This window comes from Streptomyces sp. YGL11-2, assembly GCF_050054615.1.
GTDB lineage: Bacteria > Actinomycetota > Actinomycetes > Streptomycetales > Streptomycetaceae > Streptomyces.
In genome coordinates this window covers 312635-329679 of sequence record NZ_JBNHIN010000002.1, presented here as the reverse complement: position 1 = coordinate 329679, position 17045 = coordinate 312635, and the positions used below count along the sequence as shown (strand labels likewise).

Sequence of the window (17045 nt, the reverse complement as noted above, 5' to 3'; positions counted from 1 at the left end):
CGACGTACACCGCCGGGCCACAGCACGGCGGTCGCGGCGGGCGCACGCTCCCGGCGGCGCCCCCCGCCGCGCTCACCCGCCGTGCGGGTCCTCCTCGGCGCCCTCCCGCTCCGGGAAGTCGCCCGCCGAACCGGCCATCCCCGGCGGGGTGTCGGCCAGCGAGACCGCCACCTCCACCACCGAGGCGGTACCGCCGGCGACCTCCTGCCAGGCGGCGGCCAGCGCCGCGTCCAGCGCGTCGGCGTCGGTCACCCGCCGGTAGCCCAGCCCGTACGCGGCGGCCAGGCCCTCGGTGCCCGTGGGGCGCGCCGCGGTGAACGCGAAGCGCGAGCCCGCGCCGGAGACCCGGTCGAGGTTGGACTGGAGCCAGCCGTAGCCCCCGTTGTCGAGCACGACGTAGAGGACGGCGGCCCGCGCGTCGGCGACGGCGGGCAGCTCGGCCCGGAAGAGGTGGAACGCGCCGTCGCCGACCAGCGCCACCACGGGGCGCCCGGCGGGCCCGGCCAGCCGGACGCCGACCGCGGCGGCGGCGCCGAAGCCCAGCGGTGTCTGCTCGCTGGGCACCACCGACCCACCGCCGGCACCGAGCGTCCAGTGGGGGAAGTAGTAGGACCACATGTCCTGGAGGCCGTTCTCCTGGACGAGCACCCGGTCCGCGGGGACCGCGCGGTCCAGGGAGGACAGCACCCGCGCCACCGGCACGGTGCCCTCGGGCGCCGCCTGCTCCGCCTCGGCGGTGCGGTCCGCGGCCCGCCGGGCCAGTCCGGCCCGTACCTCCCGGACCCGGTCCGGCCACCCGGTGCCCGCCTCGTGGCCGGCGAGCAGGTCGCGCCAGCCGTCGACGATCCGCCCGGCGTCCCCGAGGACGTACGCCCCGGGCCGCTCCATGGACAGCCCGTCCTCCCCCAGCACGGCCTGGATGACGGGCAGTTCGCCCGCCTCCGCATCCGGCCAGCCGAACGTCGCGGTCTCCTCCAGCCGGCTGCCCAGCGCGACGACCAGATCCGCCTCGCGCCACAGCGCGTCCGCGGGAGCGACCGTGTACAGGCCGCTGACGCCGCAGTACAGCGGATGGTCCTCGGCGACCGCGCCGCGGCCCGAGGCGGTGCAGAAGACGCCCGCGCCCAGCCGCTCGGCCAGGTGCTCGATCCGGCGGCCGGTGTTGCGGTGCCGGGCGCCGCCGCCGACCAGCAGCAGCGGGCGCCGGGCCGCGGCGATCCGGCGCGCGGTGGCGGCCAGCGCGTCCGGGTCGGGCGCCGGCCGCTGCGGCGCGGCGTCGCGCCAGGGCCCGGTACGGGTCACCGGCCGGTCCGCCAGCTGTTCGGCGAGCTCGATGTAGACCGGGCCGGGGGTGCCGTTGACGGCGAGCGCGACGGCCTTCTCCAGGGTGCCGGGCAGCCGGTCGGGCTCGTCGACGCGGGCCGCCCACTTGACGTACGGGCGGACCGCGGTGAGCTGGTCCAGCTCCTGGAACGCGCCGGTGCCGAGCCGGTCGAGCCGGGTGCCGTCGGCGATCAGGAGCAGCGGGGCGGCGGCCGAGCGCGCCTCCAGGACGCCGGTGAGCGCATTGGTCAGCGCCGGGCCCTTGCCGATCACACACACCCCGGGGCGGCCGGCGGCGAGCGCGTAACCGGTCGCCATGAAGACGGCGTTGCGCTGGTCCCGGCAGAGGACGACGGAGGTGTCGGCGCGCTCCAGTTCACCGAGCGGCGCCATGTCGTCCCCGGGGAGCCCGAACACCGCGCCGGTGCCCAGGTGGCGCAGGTGGTCGGCGACGGCCGCCCAGGCGCTGGGGTAGGTCTGCGCGGTCACCGGGCGGCTCCCGGGCGGTGCGCGGCGACGGCCTGTGAGATCAGCACCGGCTCGGCGCGCAGCTCCTGACCGTCGGAGATGTAGTTGGCCATCCGGCCGTAGCCGCCGAAGGGCGCGTTGCCGTTGTCGATGGACAGCAGCGTGGTGTCGACGGTGACGGTGGTCCGCCGGCGCAGCGCCGCGACCAGTTCGGGGGCGTCGCCGTAGACACTGGAGCCCAGGGCGCGTTCGGTGAACATGCCGGTGGTCAGGGTCGCGGCCAGGGCGTCCTGGTCGCGGTAGCCGGCCACGTTGAAGATCGGCGCGAAGAACTCCGGTACGTGCGTGCGCGGGCTCACCTCCTCGCCGACGACGACCGTGGGGTCGAGCCGCCGGGTGCGGAAGTCGACATGCCCGCCGTGCACGATGCCGGCCCGGTTGCGGGCGAGGAACTGGGTCGCCTCCTCCAGCGCGTCCTCGTAGAAGATCGGCCCAAAGTCGGCGTCCGGGTCGGAGTACGGGCCGTAGCGCAGCCCCTTCAGCTCGCCGACGAGGGCGTCGACGAACGGGCCGAGCAGCGACTCGTGGACCGTGAACAGGTCGGGGCCCAGGCAGTCCTGACCGGTGTTCAGCACCCGGACGGCGATCGCGTCCCGGGCGGCCTGCGCGACATCCGCCCCCGGGGCGACGACGAACGGGTTGACGCCCGATCCCAGGAAGAGGAAGAGCTGCCCGGGGGAGAGCTGGCCGCGGATCTGCTCGGCGTTGCGGTAGGCACCGGTGAACACCACGACGTCGGCGGGCAGCACCTCCTCCCGCAGGAACTCCCGCTGGCTGGCGCCACTGAGGGTGATCGGCAGCCGATGCCGCTCGGCGAGCAGCCCGTGCAGCCGCCGCATCTGGTCCTTGACCCGGCTGGAGGGGCGGAAGACCAGCTCGTCGGTGTAGAGCGCGGGGACGAGGAGGTAGAGGGCGTAGGAGTAGAGGATGACGTTCGACGGCATGAACGCGGCGAGCCGCGGCACCCGGCCGGGCCGGTGGGCGGCCACCTCGTCCAGTGCCCCGTCGAGGGTGGCGATGGTCGACTCGATCTCGTAGCGCGCGGCGCGGTGGGTGGAGATCTCGCACAGCAGCTCGTGCACGGCGCCGCCGTCCGCCGCCAGGAAGTCCCGGACCCGGCGTAACGCCGCCGCCCTCAGGCGCTCGCTGCTGCCTTCGGCACCGCCCTCACCACGGCCTTCGGTGCGGTCGTCCTCCTTCGGCTCGGCGGCCACGGTCGGCCATGCGGGAGCGGAGCTCATGTGTCCCTCCTCGGGGCGTAGTCCATGGAGGGCCAGCGTCAGCCAATTGTCATTTATTGTCAAGCAGAGTCATTGCCGCCAGCCCGAGAACATGACAACAGGTCGCGTGGCGGAACCCCCACGACAACCGCACCTTCCCGGCACCCGCGCGTCGACCAGGGAGAGCATCGGCCTAACATCTCCATGACAAAAAATGACTCTTCGGTGGCCCCGGGTGCCACGGCCGGGCGCCCGTCCGGCCCACGCCCGGCCGTCCACAGGCCGCACCGCGCCACGGCCCGGTGAGTAGACTCACCGTCACCACACCGCGTAACGCCGTCCACCGACCGTCACCGTCCGTCCCCCCAACTCAACTGCGAGCGATTTTCTTGACGATTGAGCAGCCTGCCTTCGGGAAGCGCGTGCGGGAGGTCCGGCGCGCTCAGGGTCTGTCCCAGGGGGATCTCGCCGGCGACGATCTCTCCCCCAGCTATGTCTCACTGGTCGAGAACGGCCGCAGGATCCCCGGCACCAAGATCGCGCGGTCCATCGCGCAGCGGCTCGGCACCACCGTCGAGGCGCTGAGCGCCACCGAGCAGCCGGCCGACCGGCTCGCCCAACGCCTTGGCCTGGTGGGCCAGTTGGTCGCCGCCCGGGCCAGCCAGCTGGCCGGCGACTGGTCCGCGGCGCTGCGCCAGCTGGAGTCCGTGGTGGAGCAGGCCGACGGCGCCGACCAGGACGAGGTCCGCTGGGAGGCCCGCTGGGAGCTCGCCACGGTCCTCGGCCGGCTCGACGACCCCGCCCGCCACGAGACGGCGCTGCGCGGCCTGTTGGACGACCCGCTCACCCGCTCCGCGCCCGTCCTGCACGCCCGGGTCGCCATCGAGCTGGCCCAGCTGCTGCGCACCGCCGGCCGGCTCTCCGACGGGGTCCGCTTCGCCGAGGAGGCCGTACGGGTCACCGGCGAACTGGAGCCGGGCCGCCCGGAGCGGGCCCAGGCGCAGGTCGCGCTGCTCTCCGCCTCCGTGGACAGCGGCGAGTGGAGCCGCGCCGAGGAACTCGGGGCTCCGCTGCGGGCGGAGGTCGCGCCGCTGCCCGCGGGCGAACTGCGGGCGAGCGCCCTGTGGGCGGCGGCCGGTGCGCAGTATCTGGGCGGGCACCCCGACCGGGCGCTGGCGCTCCTCGCCGAGGCGGACGAGCTGGTCGCCGAGACGGACGGCGTACGGCTCCGGCTCCGGCTGGCCCGCTCCCGTACGCTGCTGGCGCTCACCGCGGGCCCCGAGGACGCCGCGGACGCCCTCGTGGAGCGCGCCCGGCAGGCGGTGTCACTGGTCGCCACGCCCGGAGCGCGGAGCTGGCTGGCCGTCCTGGAGACCGCCGCCGCGCTGCGCCACGGCGACCCCGCGGCGGCTGCCGAGCACGCCGCCGCGATCGACCTCGAAGCCGGTGAGCTGTCCCCGCTGGACCGCGCCCGGTGCACGCTCTACCGCGCCCGCGCGCATCGCGCCGCCGGCGACACGGCAGCCGCCGAGGACGGCTTCAAGGCCGCCGCGGCGGGCTACGAGAAGGCCGGCGCGTTCCGGCTTGCGCTGGAGACCTGGCGCGAACTGAGCGCCGGCGAACGCGGCGGCGAGGGGCCGGACCCGCATGCGGTGATCATGCCGTAGGGCCGCCGCGCCGCCCCGTCCCGCGGCGCAACTGCCGGGAACGGGCGGCTAATCCAGGGCGGCCGGCCCCCAGAGCCGCACACCGGGCACCGGTGCGGCGGTGGCCGCGCAGGCCACCCGGTCCGGCCCGGCCGGCAGCTCCCGTACGTAGGCGAGAGGGCCGTGCGCGGTGTTCGCGCTGGCGCCACCGCCGTACGCGGCCGCCGTGGGGCGCACCACGGAGGCCGGCAGGGTGACGGTGCCGGCCGCCTCCCGCGCCCCGCCCAGTGCGTCGATCTCGTCCGCGGTGGCCAGTCCACCCCGGCCGGTGAGCCGGAGGGCGGCCTCCTTGCGGGTCCACAGCCGGGCCAGCCGCCGCGCCCGCCGCTCGGCCGGGGCCCGGCGGACGAACTCGCGCTCCAGCGCGGTGAAGGGGAGCAGCAGTTCACCGACCGGGCCGCGGGGCACGGTGTGGACGCTGAGGGCCACCGGGAGGTCGCGGACCAGGGCCAGCAGCCGGCGGCCGGGATCGTCGCCGAGGGCGAGGCAGAGGCGGGCGCCGGGGGGCCAGCCGGTGTACCCGGGCAGCGCGGCGGAAACCGGGCGCCCGAAGTCGTCGCGGGTCAGGAAAACATCATCCGCGGAGCATTGCAGCAATCGCGCCAGAAAATCCACCAAAGCGGCCGGCCGGTCAATATCCGCGGCGTCCGGCGTGAATACGTGCAGGAAGCCGTCGGCTAATTCATCCTGCCGTTCCGACGTCCAACTACCCTCCCACCAGGAGGAGTCGGCGGGTCCGTTCGCACGGTCGAGCGTATGCGCGCCACAGAAGGGCTCATCCCCCCGCATAGATCCCCTCGCACCTTGTCTTCTTTCTCGGACTGATCGCGTCCGGGAAGCAGGGCACTGAATCGATATCAATTACTCTCAGGCGATCTTCAAGGTAACCCTGGTCTATGCCTGAGTCAACAAGTGCCGACTGAGAATCAACTCCGGTTTACTGACTGGGATTACCAGATTTCGCCAACTTGAACCCGAGGCGCGCAGCGGCGTGTCACGCCTTGACGACCGGCCGGGCGCCGTCCGGCGGTTGCCCGAAATTCACCGACCACTCTTCACCTCCCTCGTGGAAGAGGCGCTCCGGCCGGGCCGGCGCGGCCTGACCGGAGCGCCGCGGGCGGCGGGCCCGCTCAGGAGGCCAGCCGCTTCTCCACCCGGATCACCATGTCCAAAACGGTGTGCATGTCCTTCATCTCCTCTTCGGGGAGTTCGACGCCGAAGCGCTCCTCGGCGACGACGATGACCTCGGCCATCGCCAGGGAGTCCACGTCGAGCTCCTCGACCAGGGACTTCTCCTCGGTCACCTCGGCCGGCACGACGCCGGCCACCTCGTTCAGGATCTCGGCGAGCTGAGCAACGATCTCTTCGCGTGTCATGACGGTCACCTCTCTTGGGCGGAAGGGGACTTGACGGGGTGGGGCATCGGCCTGGGGGTGCGTACGGAGGGCGGTGGCGGCCCGCGCCCGGAGCGGGCGCGCGGATGCGCTCGCCGCGCGGTGACGAGGCCCGCGCGCGTCAGTCATTCTTTTGACTCTGCTTGACTATTGTAGTCAACTGGAGGTCGGATAAGTTGTCAACGATTGGCTTGACGATCTGTCAGGCTGCTGTCATGGCGCTGGTTTCGGGCGCGTTCTCAGTTGCGCCGGGTGACTCCGGGGTCGGGAAAGAGTCAGGATGAGTCAGACGGAGGAGCGATGAGTGGTCTGCTCGACGGAAAGCGGCTGCTGATCACCGGCGTGATCACGGAGAGCTCGATCGCCTACGCCGTGGCCCGGCTCGCCCAGCAGGAGGGCGCCCGCATCGTGCTGACCGCCTACGGCCGGCCGACCCTCGTGGCCCGGCTCGCCCGCCGGCTCCCGGAGGAACCCCCCGTCGTGGAACTGGACGTCACCGACGAGGCGCAGCTCGCCGCCCTCGCCGACCGGGTCGGCGCCCACCTCGACGGGCTCGACGGCGTCCTGCACTCGGTCGCCAACGCCCCCGCCGGCTGCCTGGACGGCGGCTTCCTCACCGCCCCCTGGAGCGATGTCGCCCAGGCCCTGCACACCTCCACGTACTCCCTGGTGGCGCTGACCATGGCCTGCCGTCCGCTGCTGCGGCCCGGCTCCTCCGTCGTCGGCGTGGACTTCGACGCCTCCCGCGCCTGGCCCGGCTACGACTGGATGGGCGTCGCCAAGGCCGGGCTGGAGGCGTGCTCGCGCTATCTGGCACGCGACCTCGGCGGCCAGGGCATCCGGGCCAACCTCGTCGCCGCGGGGCCGCTGCGCACCCTGGCCGCGAGCGGTATCGGCGGCGACGGCCCGTCCTTCGAGAAGGGCTGGGCGGGGCGCGCACCGCTGGGCTGGGACCCGCAGAACGCCGAGCCGGTCGCCCGGACCTGCCTGGCGCTGCTGTCGGACTGGCTGCCCGCCACCACCGGCGAAATCGTGCACGCGGACGGCGGCCACCACATGATCGGCGACTGACCGCCGATGGACGGGAGACCGGCGGGCGGGACCGTGCGCCGTACGTACGTCATCGAGCGGGCCCGGGTCGCCGCCTACGCCGCGGCGCTCGGCGGCACCGCCCACCCCGCGCACACCGACCCGGCCGCCGCCCGCGCCCTCGGCCACCCGGACGTCGTCGCGCCGCCCGGCTACCTCGCCACCCTCACCGCCGACGCGGAGGACCGCCTGCTGCGCGACGGGGCCGGATGCACCGCCGACGGCGCCGTGCACCGCGCCCAGACCCTGCGCCACGGCCGCCCCGTCCACGCCGGCGACACCCTCCACGCCACCGTCCGCGTCACCGGCAGCACTCCCTTCGCCGGGCGCCGACTCCTCACCCTGGAGAGCGAGTTCCTGGCCCCCGACGGCACCTGGGTGGCCACCACGACCGCCTCGCTACTGTGCCCGGCCGCCGTCCCCCGGGGACCAGACCGGCACCCCCTCGACCCCACGGGATCGGAGCACCCATGACCGACACCATCGCCACTACGCTCGCCCCTCCGGTCGGTGCCGCCCGCCTCGTCGACGGCGCCGACGGCACCGCCCGCCTGGAAGGCCACACCCTCGACCGCCGGGTCCACGCCGCCGCGCACGCCTTACGGGAACTCGGTGTCCGGCCCGGCGAGCGGGTCCTGGTCCAGGGCGACAACAGCGTCGACTACGTCGTGACCCTGCTGGCCCTGATGCACCTCGACACCTCCCTCATCCCGCTCGACCACCGCCTCTCCGCGGCCGACGCGGGCGCCGCCGCCCGGCAGGCGCACGCCGGCCGGCTGGTCACCGCCGACGCCACCACGGCCCTGCCCGGCCTCCCCGCCCACCGCGTCGTCCACTACCCCCGGCTCGCCGCGGACGCCCCGCAGCCACCGGGCGCCGCCGTCGACCTGACCCGCTGGTTCGACCGGCCCGACGCGCTGGTCCTGTGGTCCTCGGGCACCACCGGACGCCCCAAGGGCGTGGTGAAGCCCGGCCGCGCCGTGCTCGACAACTCACAGCGCACCATCCAGGCCATGGACTACCGCACGGACGACGTGCTCGCCCCGCTGCTGCCCTTCTCCCACCAGTACGGGCTCTCCGTCATCCTGCTGTGGTGGCTGGCCCGTTGCACCCTGCTGGTCACCCCCTACCAGCGGATCGACGCGGCCGTGCAGCAGGCCGCGGCGCACGGCGCCACCGCCGTCGACGCCGCCCCGTCCACGTATCACTCACTTCTGGGCGTGCTGCGCCGCCGACCCGAGGTGCGCGCCGGCCTCGCGGGCGTCCGCATCTGGGGTGTCGGGGGCGCCCCGCTGCCCGCCCCGCTGGCCGAGTCCTTCCGCACGGCGATGGGCCGCCCGCTGCTGGACGGCTACGGCCTGACGGAACTCGGCAATGTCGCGCTGGCCACCCCTGACGCACCGCTCGGCTGCGGGCGTCCCCTGCCCGGCGTGCGGCTGCGCGTGCTGCGCCCCGACGGCACTCCTGCCGCGCCCGGTGAACTCGGCGGCATCGAGGTGCGCTCCCCGGGGCTGATGGCGGGCTACCTCCAGGACGACGGCTCGCCGGCACCGGTCGACCCGGACGCCTGGTATCCGACGGCCGATCTCGGCAGCGTCGACGCGGACGGCATCGTACGGGTCGTGGGCCGCAACCAGGCCGTGCACCGGCTGGGCTTCACGCTCTACCCCGAGAGCCTGGAGCGCCGCGCCGAAGCCTGTGGCCGGCCGGTCAAGGTACTGGCCGTCCCGGACCAACGCCGGGGCAGCGCGCTGCACTTCGTCGTCGCGGACCCCGATGACGAGGCCCCGCTCACCTGGCGCCGTCGGCTCGCCCCGCATCTCGCGGAGTACGAACAGCCCAACGCCGTCCATGTCGTGGGCCACTTCCCGCTCACCGCGAACGGAAAGACCGACACCCGTGCGCTGCGTGCGCACCTGGGTCTGGCGCCGGGGCCGGGCCCCGGTGCGGGGGGCTGAACGGACCCCGGCCGCCGGCCGTTTCACGTGAAACGGCGGATGGCTGCGGTGTCCTGCCCTCGCGCCCGCGACGTCCTGTGCAACGTCACATCAAAGTCTGTGGGTACTGCTGTGGGTACTGCTGCGTGTGGTGCTCCGGCTTCTACCGTACGTGCTGCGTTCCGTCGTACGTACTGCCTTCTGTCGTACCGTGCGTGCTGCCATCGGTGCTGCCGTGCGTCGTGCCGAGGTTTTCCCCGGTTCCGTCCGGGCTGCTCGTCCGGCGCTGCCGGTGAGCGTCAACGGTGCCGTTCCGGTGCGGAGTTGGTACGCGTGGTACGCGCCGTTCCGCCGCCACGGCGGGCGGTCCTGACCTGCGTGCGACGTGTTCGCCCGACTCAGACCGCACGGGCGGAGTGCGAACGGCCGCGAGCCGCCGGAATGAGCGGGGTGACCGGACCGCTGCCGCCGTGGAGTGCGGCATCGGCGGGAACACTGGACAGCGGCACGCTGCCGGCGAAGACACGGGTGCGCGCGGTACGCGAGGTGGGCGAGGCTCCGTGCGCCTCGGCACCGATGCGCTGCTTGATGGTCGGCGGGAGCGACGGCAGCGGGCGCATCATCCGGACCGAGCCGGACTGGCCGTACCGCGGCGCGGTGCGCGCGGCCGGCACGTGGGGCCGGACCGGTTCCGCGGCAGGCGTCACGGTCCCGGGATCGTGACTCGGCTCGCTGCCGGCCACCGCCTTGGGGGGCGTCGGGCCCGGGTCCGTGCTGCCCAGGGTGCGCTCGTAGATCGCGGCGTCCCGGCGGGCCGCCGAGGCCGTGGCGGAGACACCCAGTGACGCCAGGAGTTTGCCGAGGACGGCCAGGCACACCGCCCAGAACTTCATGACCTTGTTCGCAGCCATGATCCCTCTCTTTCGGTCGGGACCCCATTGGGGGATCCACGCGTTCCTTCTGTTGCGTTTTCTTATGATGAGTACGCAATGGGAGGATTCACGGACCGACGCCCCCGGATCGGCGTTCTTCGGATGAACACCACCCGTCCGCAGTAGGCGGACCCGCGAAACCCCTGGCCCAAGGGGTGCGGACAGGGCCGGCACGGGCGGCTGCGGGGGCTCGGGGCGGGCGGGGCGGGACGTCAGCGGATGCGCGCGGTGGACCCCCGGGGTATGCCCGTCCTACGAGCCGCGCGGTGCGCGATGCGCACCGCCTCAGGCCGGTGTCCGCTCGCCGCTTCGGGACATCTCCGCCATGATGCGCACCGCGGTGGGCTCCGGGGTGGTGGGCGGGATGATCAGCAGGTCCCAGCGGCCGACGCCGGTGGAGACCAGGCAGACGGTGTCCGGGCCGGAGCGGTTGATGGTCCGGCGCAGGCGGACGACATGGCCGGAGACGAGGATGCTGCCGGGCAGCGCGGGCCAGCCGGCACCGTTCACCGTGGCATGGGTGATCCGCGGCCAGTCGAAGGGCAACGCGGCCAGCAGCTCGGGGAGTTCGGTGACCAGATCGGCCGAGTGCGGCCACCAGACCCCGTCGATCCGCCGGGTCACCTCGCTGTGCGGCGCGATGGCCAGCCGGGCGACGGGCGGCGGCGCGTGGTGCCGGGGAGGATCGGGATGCGGGGCTCGACCCCCGGGGGCGCTGGTCATACGGGGCTCCTGACGCGACGGGCCGCGACCCGCGCCGGGTCCGGCCAGCGCACGTCCCATACCCAGCCGAGGCGCTCGAAGAGCCGGATGACCGCGGCGGACACATCGATCTGGCCGCGGTCGACACCGTGCCGGGCGCAGGTCGGGTCGGCGTGGTGGAGGTTGTGCCAGCTCTCGCCGAACGAGAGCAGAGCCAGCGGCCACAGGTTGGTCGCCCGGTCGTGGCGCCGGGTGCGGAACGGCCGGTCGCCGATCACATGGCAGAGCGAGTTGACGCTCCAGGTGACGTGGTGGAGCAGCGCGATGCGGATGAAGCCGGCCCACAGCAGGGCGGTCAGGGCGGTGACCCAGGTGCCTCCGAGGGCCCAGCCCAGGGCGAACGGCAGGGCCAGGGTGAGCAGGCACAGCGCGGGGAACGCCCGGTCCACCGCGCGGATGGCGGGGTCGGCGAGCAGGTCGGGCGCGTACCGCTCGTGCGGGGTGGGGTCGTTGCGGAAGAGCCAGCCGATGTGCGAGTGCACCAGTCCCCGGAGCTGACCGCGCAGGCTGGTGCCGTAGCGGTAGGGGGAGTGCGGGTCGCCGGGACGGTCGGTGAAGGCGTGGTGGCGGCGGTGGGTGGCCACCCAGTCGATGACGTCGCCCTGGAAGCTCAGCGATCCGGCGACGGCGAGCACCACGCGCAGCGCGGGCGCCGCGGTGTAGCTGCCGTGGGTGAGGCCGCGGTGGAAGCCGATGGTGACGCCGAGGCCGGTGACGACGTAGAAGACGAGGGCCAACAGCAGGTCGGTGAGGTGCACGACGCTGCCCCACAGCAGCGGGATGGCCACCGCCAGGCCGACGAACGGGGCGACGACGATGATGCCGGTGACCGTGACATACATCCGCCGGCCGCCGCTCGGCCGCGGGTCGGGGCCGGTATCGGGGAACGGTGACGTCCCGTCGTACTCCTTCGCCGACGGAACGTGGCCGGCAGTGGGGGTCACCGGTCGTGACCTGTGTCCCGGGAGGGCGGCGGCGGGCCCGCCGGATGCGGTCCGGGGTGGGCGCCGTGCGGGTGCCTGTGCAGCCGGTGCTGGAACGACTCCCACAGATGCGCATAGCGGTGCGGGTTGGGGCGTCCGGCCTGCTGGGCGTAGACCCGGGCGATGAACAGCACGCCCATCGCGACCAGGGCCAGCAGCACGATCACGGTCAAGAAGGTCTGCATGGTGCTCACCCGAATACTCCCGGATGCCCCGGGTGTTCTCGGCACTTCAGTGCATTCTTCGCATTCCGCCGGTGCCTCCCACGGTACCCCGCAGCGATGCCGCACAGCGCACCAAAGCGGGGCAGGAGGGCAGGGGGCGACCTCTGCGCACCTTCCGCAGGGCAGTAGGTTTTACTTCCGCATGACCAATCGCATACCGGAAGCATGCCTGACGCGTGCCTGGCACCTCGCCTCCGGATGCCGTCCACCCGACCAGTCGAGGAGATCAAGATGGCGCTGTGGGACCGGATCAGGGATTCCGCGCAGACGATGCAGACCCAGCTCGTCGCCAAGAAGAACGACCTCAAGAGCGGCGCCTTCCGCGACGCGAGCATGGCGATGTGCGCCCTCGTGGCCGCCGCGGACGGCACCGTCGACGCCTCGGAGCGGCGGCGGGTGGCGCAGCTGATCGCCACCAACGAGGTGCTCCAGAACTTCCCGGCGGACGATCTCCAGCGGCGCTTCGACGGCTACCTGGACAAGCTCGCCGCCGACTTCGACTTCGGCCGGGTCGCGGTGCTCCAGGAGGTCGGCAAGGTGAAGAAGAAGCCGGTGGAGGCACGGGCGGTCGTCCAGATCGGCATCGTCATCGGCGGCGCCGACGGCGACTTCGACGCAACCGAGCGGGCGCTGGTGCGCGAGGTGTGCTTCGCGCTGGGAATCGCCCCGGCCGAGTTCGACCTCTGACCGCACCCACAGGGGAGCGGGCGCCGCACGGGGCTCCCGCTCCCCTGCCGCGCGGCCGGACCGGCTCAGACGTCGACGCCGAAGTCCGCCGCGATGCCCGCCGGCCCGGAGGCTTAACCCTGGCTCATGGCGCGGAACTTCCACCCGCCGCCGTTCCGGTAGGGCTCGCCGAAGACCCTCGCGGTCTCGGTCGAGGCGTCCTCGGTCAGGTCGTAGCGGGCCGGCTCCGCCCCGCCGGCCTGGTTGACGACGCGGATGTACGCGTTGCGAACCTGGCCGAATCTCTGCCTCCGGCTCTGCGCGTCATGGAGGGAGACCGGGGAGGCGATCTTCGTGATCTCGGCCGGGACGCCGCTGAGACTGACGTCGATGGTCTCGTCGCCCTCCCCCTCGCCGGTCAGGTTGTCGCCGGTGTGCTGCACCGAACCGTCCGGGCTGGCTTCCCTCCAGATGACGCCGGTTTGCTCGGTGGCGTGCCGGTACCAGCTGGTGTTGCCCGTTTTCCGGCGGTGATCAGGAAAACCACAGGCGTGGAGAAGTCAGTGGCGGGGATCCGCGCCGCGCGGCGCAACCGCCGCGTTCCGGGCGCAGCGGCCGGGCCGCCGGGCCCTGGCCGGGACGGGCCCGCGCCGTAAAATGCCCCGGTGTCCCGGCCGGCGGGACGCCCGCGCGACGGGAGGCGACGAGATGGGCGGCACCCCCTTCAGGGAGTCCCTCGGCCAGACCCCCGGCCGGCAGCGGACCCGGCGCGGGCAGGGCCAGTTGGAGGCCCAGGTCCTGGCCGCACTGCACCACGCACCGGGACCGGTCACCGCCGCCTGGGTCCAGGACCGGCTCGGCGACGGCCTCGCGTACACCACCGTGATGACGATCCTGTCCCGGCTGCACACCAAGGGGGCGGTCACCCGCGAGCGGACCGGCCGGGCGTACGTCTGGACGCCGGCGGCCGACGAGGCCGGGCTCGCCGCGCTGCGGATGCGCCGCGTGCTGGACGGCGAACCGGACCGGGACGCCGTCCTGACCAGCTTCGTCTCCGCGCTCTCGGCACACGACGAGCAACTGCTGCGCAGCCTCCTGGACCGCGTCGAGGACGGCGAGGACGGCAAAGACGGCGAGAACGGCAGAAACACAGCCCCCGGACCCGGAACGGGGCCCGATCACCCCGCGGACGAAGCACGCGGAGGCTGACCGGTGGGCGTCTTCGTCTTCCTGCCGCTCGTTCTGCCGCTCAGCACGCTGCCGATCGCCCGGCTCGCGGAGCAGCACCTCCACCCCCGGGTCACCACCCGCCTGCTGACCCTGCTCGCCGCGGTCCTCGGCCTGTGCAGCACGCTCTGCCTGGGGCTGCTGGTGGTCGTCGGCACCGCCCAACTGCCCGGCAACCCGCTGCCGGACGGCTGGTCGGACCCGGAGGTGCGGTCCGCGGTGCCGCACGCGGAGATCGCCGGCACCGCGGCGACCCTCGCGCTGGCCGCCGCGCTCACCGCGGTCGGCAGCGCGCTGCGCCGCGACCGCCGCATCCGGGCGCGGACCCACGGCGCGCTGGACGTGCTGCCGGCCGGCGCTGATCCCGCGGTGCTGCCGGACGACGATCCGTACGCCTATGCCGTGCCCGGCACGCCCGCGCGGCCGGGGCGGCCCGCCCGGCCCGGCCGGATCGCGGTCTCCCGGGGCATGCTGCGCAGTCTGAACGGCGCCGAGCAGCGCGCCCTGTTCGCCCATGAGCGCGCGCATCTGCGCTGCCGCCACCACCGCTACCTGCTGGCCGTACGGCTGGCCGGCTGCGTCAACCCCCTCCTGCTGCCGCTGCGTTCGGCGGTCGCCTTCAGCACCGAGCGCTGGGCGGACGAGGAGGCGGCGCGGGCGGTCGGCGACCGGCGGCTGACCGCGCGGGCGGTGGGAAAGGCGGCGCTGATCGCGCGGCCCGCGCCGTATCCGGGGCTGGCGCAGTTCGCGGCGCCCGAGCCGGGGCCGGTGCCGCGGCGGGTGGCGGCGCTGCTCGGACCGGTGCCGCCGGCGCGCAACTGGCCGCCGGCGCTGACCCCGGCGGGGCTGGCCGCGCTGGTCGCGGCGGCGGGTACGGCGGCCTCCGCGCTGTCCTCGCTGAACTCGGCGGTAGCGCTGTTCCTCGTTCTGAAGGCGGCAACGCCCTGGTGAGGGCACACTGATCCCTGACTCTCCAGCGCGCCACGCGGCGGATACCGATCTGTGACCCGTAGCACACCAGCCAACTTCTACAGCGTTGTAGAAGTTGCCGGTAGGGTTGCGTCTGACATGCGCAACAGGCGCGGCCGGAGGGGGAGATGGCGACGAGGTGCGGACCCCTGACCGGGGACAGCCCGCCTCCAGAGGCGGAGGTGCGATGGGTCTATCAACCAGTCGAGGTCCAATATCCGGACGGTGCCTGGGAGTTGGGCCGGATCAGCGCCTGGTGGACGGATACCGCGGGCGACGAGTGGTGCCTGCTGCGCACCGTGCCCGGCGGCAGCGCCCCGCAGTGGCTGCGCTACGACCCGGAGTCCGTACGGCTCCTGCCCACCACCGGAACCTGAGCCGCCCGCACGGCCGTCCGCCCCGCCCCGGATCAGCGCTGCCGCCGTCCCCGGCCACGGAATCCACGCCCTGCCCCGTACCCGCGCCCGTCCTCGGATACGCGCTCCTTTCCCGATGCGCGGCCGTTCCCGGACGCGCGCGCGACTCCGTTTCCGCGCACCCCCTCGTACAGCAAGACCAGCTCCAGAAGGACCAGAAGGGCCATCGGCGTGCATGACAGGCAGACGCACAGGCAGACGGCCCGGCGGGGCAGCGGCGAAGGGAGCGGGCGGCGCGCGGCGGACGACGACGCGTCCGCCGCGGACGGCGGCACCCGCGCCGAGCGCCGCAAGGCCGGGAAGACCCGGATGACCCGGCGCGGCCGGATCCTGGCCTGGACGGGCGGGGTGGTCGGCGTCGTCCTGCTCGGCACGGCCGGGGTGGGCGCGTGGGTGTACCAGCACCTGGACGGGAACATCACCGGCGCGGACGTCGGCAGCACGCTGGGCGGCGACCGGCCGGTCAACCTGAGCCCGGGCTCCAAGAACATCCTGGTCGTCGGCTCGGACAGCCGGGCGGGCACCGGCGGCAAGTACGGCAGCGGCCTGACCACGATGCAGTCGGACACCCTGATGGTGCTGCACATCGCGGCGAACCATAAGTGGGCCACCGCGGTGTCCTTCCCGCGGGACTCCTGGGTGCGGATCCCGGCGTGCGACAAGGGCGGTGGCGGGCAGTCGTCCCCGCACCACTTCAAGATCAACGAGGCGTTCTCGATCGGCGGGCTCAGCGGCGACGTCGGCAAGGCCGCGGCGTGCAGCATCAAGACGCTTGAGAAGAACACCGGGCTGCGGATCGACCACTTCGTCTCCGTCAACTTCGAGGGCTTCAAGGGCATGGTCGACGCACTGGGCGGCATCGAGGTCTGCCCCAAGCACGCCATCCACGACAAGAAGGCCCAACTGGACATGGAGGCCGGCTGCCAGACCGTCAAGGACGAGAAGGCGCTCGGCTACGTCCGCACCCGCTACAGCGTCGGCGACGGCTCCGACCTCGGTCGGATCGGCCGCCAGCAGGAGTTCATGAAGGCGATCGCGGCCAAGGCCCAGTCCCAGCTCACCAGCCCGACCGCGCTCTACGGCTTCCTGGACTCGGCGACCAAGTCCCTGACCACGGACAAGGACCTGGCCGGGCTGAATCCGCTCTACGACCTCGCGTCCACGGTCAAGGACATCCCCTCCGACCGCCTCACCTTCCTCACCGTGCCCACCTATCCGCGCGAGGCGGACGTCCCCAGCGACAAGGCCAACGTGATCTGGCAGTACCCGGAGGCCAGTGAGCTGTTCAGCGACCTGGCCCACGACCGCGAGATCGGCGCCGCCGGGAAGGCCAGGTTCGCCGAGGCCGCGAAGAACCCGGTGACCGCGCACTCCGTCCGGATCCGGGTCCTCAACGGCACCGGCACGCCCGGCCGGGCCGCCACCGCCGCCGAGGAGCTCCGCAAGCTCGGCTTCACCGTCGTCGCCACCGGCAACGCACCGACCACGGACAAGACCAGCATCGGCTACCCGGCTTCGCTGAAGGCCCAGGGCGAGGTGCTGGCGGCCCGGCTGCCGGGCACCAAGGCCGCGGAGTCGGCGCAGGCGTCACCGGGCGCGGTGACGCTGACCATCGGGCCGGACTTCACCACGGCCAACAGCTGACGGCCGCCGCGCAGTTGCGCTCCGG

Annotated in this window: 17 protein-coding genes and 1 pseudogene; 9 read left to right on the top strand and 9 right to left on the bottom strand. The window is 73.6% G+C overall.

Annotated elements, in window-relative coordinates; translation table 11 throughout:
* Positions 1–72 precede the first annotated feature (72 nt).
* The gene (locus ACO1BR_RS03795) at positions 73–1812 is read right to left on the bottom strand and encodes a thiamine pyrophosphate-binding protein (RefSeq protein ID WP_426793577.1); all 1740 of its coding nucleotides are present in this window, start codon (positions 1810–1812) and stop codon (positions 73–75) included.
* Entirely contained in the window at positions 1809–3092 is a 1284-nt protein-coding gene (locus tag ACO1BR_RS03790; RefSeq protein ID WP_426793576.1) for an aldehyde dehydrogenase family protein, read from the bottom strand. The genes ACO1BR_RS03795 and ACO1BR_RS03790 overlap by 4 nt, the downstream gene beginning before the upstream one ends.
* A 368-nt stretch (positions 3093–3460) precedes the next feature.
* Between ACO1BR_RS03790 and ACO1BR_RS03785 the strand changes: the two genes are divergently transcribed.
* Positions 3461–4738: a helix-turn-helix domain-containing protein gene (locus ACO1BR_RS03785; protein ID WP_426793575.1), complete on the top strand. Its 1278-nt coding sequence runs from the start codon at positions 3461–3463 to the stop codon at positions 4736–4738.
* A 48-nt stretch (positions 4739–4786) separates the two neighbouring features.
* On the opposite strand, the gene ACO1BR_RS03780 is transcribed toward ACO1BR_RS03785, so the two are convergent.
* Positions 4787–5374 (bottom strand): 4'-phosphopantetheinyl transferase superfamily protein, encoded by a 588-nt coding sequence (locus tag ACO1BR_RS03780; protein WP_426793574.1) that lies wholly within the window; start codon positions 5372–5374, stop codon positions 4787–4789.
* A gap of 533 nt (positions 5375–5907) precedes the next feature.
* Complete coding sequence (locus ACO1BR_RS03775; protein WP_426793573.1) at positions 5908–6153, bottom strand: acyl carrier protein; 246 nt, start codon at positions 6151–6153, stop codon at positions 5908–5910.
* Positions 6154–6471: 318 nt separating this feature from the next.
* Here ACO1BR_RS03775 and fabI point away from each other — a divergent pair, with 318 nt between their 5' ends.
* The 3 genes from fabI to ACO1BR_RS03760 are packed head-to-tail and all read left to right on the top strand — an operon-like array spanning position 6472 to position 9218.
* A complete protein-coding gene (gene fabI / locus ACO1BR_RS03770) occupies positions 6472–7242 on the top strand; it encodes an enoyl-ACP reductase FabI (protein WP_426793572.1) in 771 nt (256 codons plus the stop codon).
* Positions 7243–7248: 6 nt separating this feature from the next.
* A complete protein-coding gene (locus ACO1BR_RS03765) occupies positions 7249–7734 on the top strand; it encodes a MaoC family dehydratase (RefSeq protein WP_426793571.1) in 486 nt (161 codons plus the stop codon).
* Positions 7731–9218, top strand: coding sequence for a class I adenylate-forming enzyme family protein (locus ACO1BR_RS03760; protein WP_426793570.1), 1488 nt, complete (start codon positions 7731–7733; stop codon positions 9216–9218). The genes ACO1BR_RS03765 and ACO1BR_RS03760 overlap by 4 nt, the downstream gene beginning before the upstream one ends.
* A 377-nt stretch (positions 9219–9595) precedes the next feature.
* Here ACO1BR_RS03760 and ACO1BR_RS03755 read toward each other — a convergent pair whose 3' ends face one another.
* From ACO1BR_RS03755 to ACO1BR_RS03740, 4 genes are all read right to left on the bottom strand, one after another.
* Positions 9596–10108, bottom strand: a complete 513-nt coding sequence (locus ACO1BR_RS03755; protein WP_426793569.1) for a DUF6344 domain-containing protein — start codon at positions 10106–10108, stop codon at positions 9596–9598.
* 306 nt (positions 10109–10414) lie between these two features.
* Positions 10415–10852 (bottom strand): DUF5994 family protein, encoded by a 438-nt coding sequence (locus ACO1BR_RS03750; protein WP_159502912.1) that lies wholly within the window; start codon positions 10850–10852, stop codon positions 10415–10417.
* Entirely contained in the window at positions 10849–11835 is a 987-nt protein-coding gene (locus tag ACO1BR_RS03745) for an acyl-CoA desaturase (protein WP_426793568.1), read from the bottom strand. The genes ACO1BR_RS03750 and ACO1BR_RS03745 overlap by 4 nt, the downstream gene beginning before the upstream one ends.
* Positions 11832–12059: a hypothetical protein gene (locus tag ACO1BR_RS03740; protein WP_236573887.1), complete on the bottom strand. Its 228-nt coding sequence runs from the start codon at positions 12057–12059 to the stop codon at positions 11832–11834. Before ACO1BR_RS03740 ends, ACO1BR_RS03745 begins: the two co-directional genes overlap by 4 nt.
* 270 nt (positions 12060–12329) lie before the next feature.
* Between ACO1BR_RS03740 and ACO1BR_RS03735 the strand changes: the two genes are divergently transcribed.
* A complete protein-coding gene (locus ACO1BR_RS03735; protein WP_426793725.1) occupies positions 12330–12785 on the top strand; it encodes a tellurite resistance TerB family protein in 456 nt (151 codons plus the stop codon).
* Positions 12786–12898: 113 nt separating this feature from the next.
* Here the strand turns inward: ACO1BR_RS03735 and ACO1BR_RS03730 are convergent.
* A pseudogene (locus tag ACO1BR_RS03730) lies at positions 12899–13222 on the bottom strand (TerD family protein); the annotation flags it as partial.
* A 250-nt stretch (positions 13223–13472) separates the two neighbouring features.
* On the opposite strand from ACO1BR_RS03730, the gene ACO1BR_RS03725 reads away from it, so the two are divergent.
* From ACO1BR_RS03725 to ACO1BR_RS03710, 4 genes are all read left to right on the top strand, one after another.
* Entirely contained in the window at positions 13473–13973 is a 501-nt protein-coding gene (locus ACO1BR_RS03725; RefSeq protein ID WP_426793567.1) for a BlaI/MecI/CopY family transcriptional regulator, read from the top strand.
* A gap of 3 nt (positions 13974–13976) precedes the next feature.
* Positions 13977–14942: a M56 family metallopeptidase gene (locus tag ACO1BR_RS03720; protein WP_426793566.1), complete on the top strand. Its 966-nt coding sequence runs from the start codon at positions 13977–13979 to the stop codon at positions 14940–14942.
* 200 nt (positions 14943–15142) lie between these two features.
* Positions 15143–15337 (top strand): hypothetical protein, encoded by a 195-nt coding sequence (locus ACO1BR_RS03715; protein WP_426793565.1) that lies wholly within the window; start codon positions 15143–15145, stop codon positions 15335–15337.
* A gap of 348 nt (positions 15338–15685) precedes the next feature.
* Complete coding sequence (locus ACO1BR_RS03710) at positions 15686–17020, top strand: LCP family protein (protein WP_426793724.1); 1335 nt, start codon at positions 15686–15688, stop codon at positions 17018–17020.
* Positions 17021–17045 lie beyond the last annotated feature (25 nt).

What these genes read in the sequence shown, in the direction of transcription:
- fabI (WP_426793572.1), top strand. Translation starts at nt 6,472, where the DNA reads ATGAGTGGTCTGCTCGACGGAAAGCGGCTGCTGATCACCGGCGTGATC.
- ACO1BR_RS03740 (WP_236573887.1), bottom strand. Translation starts at nt 12,059, where the DNA reads ATGCAGACCTTCTTGACCGTGATCGTGCTGCTGGCCCTGGTCGCGATG.
- ACO1BR_RS03775 (WP_426793573.1), bottom strand. Translation starts at nt 6,153, where the DNA reads ATGACACGCGAAGAGATCGTTGCTCAGCTCGCCGAGATCCTGAACGAG.
- ACO1BR_RS03725 (WP_426793567.1), top strand. Translation starts at nt 13,473, where the DNA reads ATGGGCGGCACCCCCTTCAGGGAGTCCCTCGGCCAGACCCCCGGCCGG.
- ACO1BR_RS03760 (WP_426793570.1), top strand. Translation starts at nt 7,731, where the DNA reads ATGACCGACACCATCGCCACTACGCTCGCCCCTCCGGTCGGTGCCGCC.
- ACO1BR_RS03735 (WP_426793725.1), top strand. Translation starts at nt 12,330, where the DNA reads ATGGCGCTGTGGGACCGGATCAGGGATTCCGCGCAGACGATGCAGACC.
- ACO1BR_RS03765 (WP_426793571.1), top strand. Translation starts at nt 7,249, where the DNA reads ATGGACGGGAGACCGGCGGGCGGGACCGTGCGCCGTACGTACGTCATC.
- ACO1BR_RS03710 (WP_426793724.1), top strand. Translation starts at nt 15,686, where the DNA reads ATGACCCGGCGCGGCCGGATCCTGGCCTGGACGGGCGGGGTGGTCGGC.
- ACO1BR_RS03750 (WP_159502912.1), bottom strand. Translation starts at nt 10,852, where the DNA reads ATGACCAGCGCCCCCGGGGGTCGAGCCCCGCATCCCGATCCTCCCCGG.
- ACO1BR_RS03790 (WP_426793576.1), bottom strand. Translation starts at nt 3,092, where the DNA reads ATGAGCTCCGCTCCCGCATGGCCGACCGTGGCCGCCGAGCCGAAGGAG.
- ACO1BR_RS03755 (WP_426793569.1), bottom strand. Translation starts at nt 10,108, where the DNA reads ATGGCTGCGAACAAGGTCATGAAGTTCTGGGCGGTGTGCCTGGCCGTC.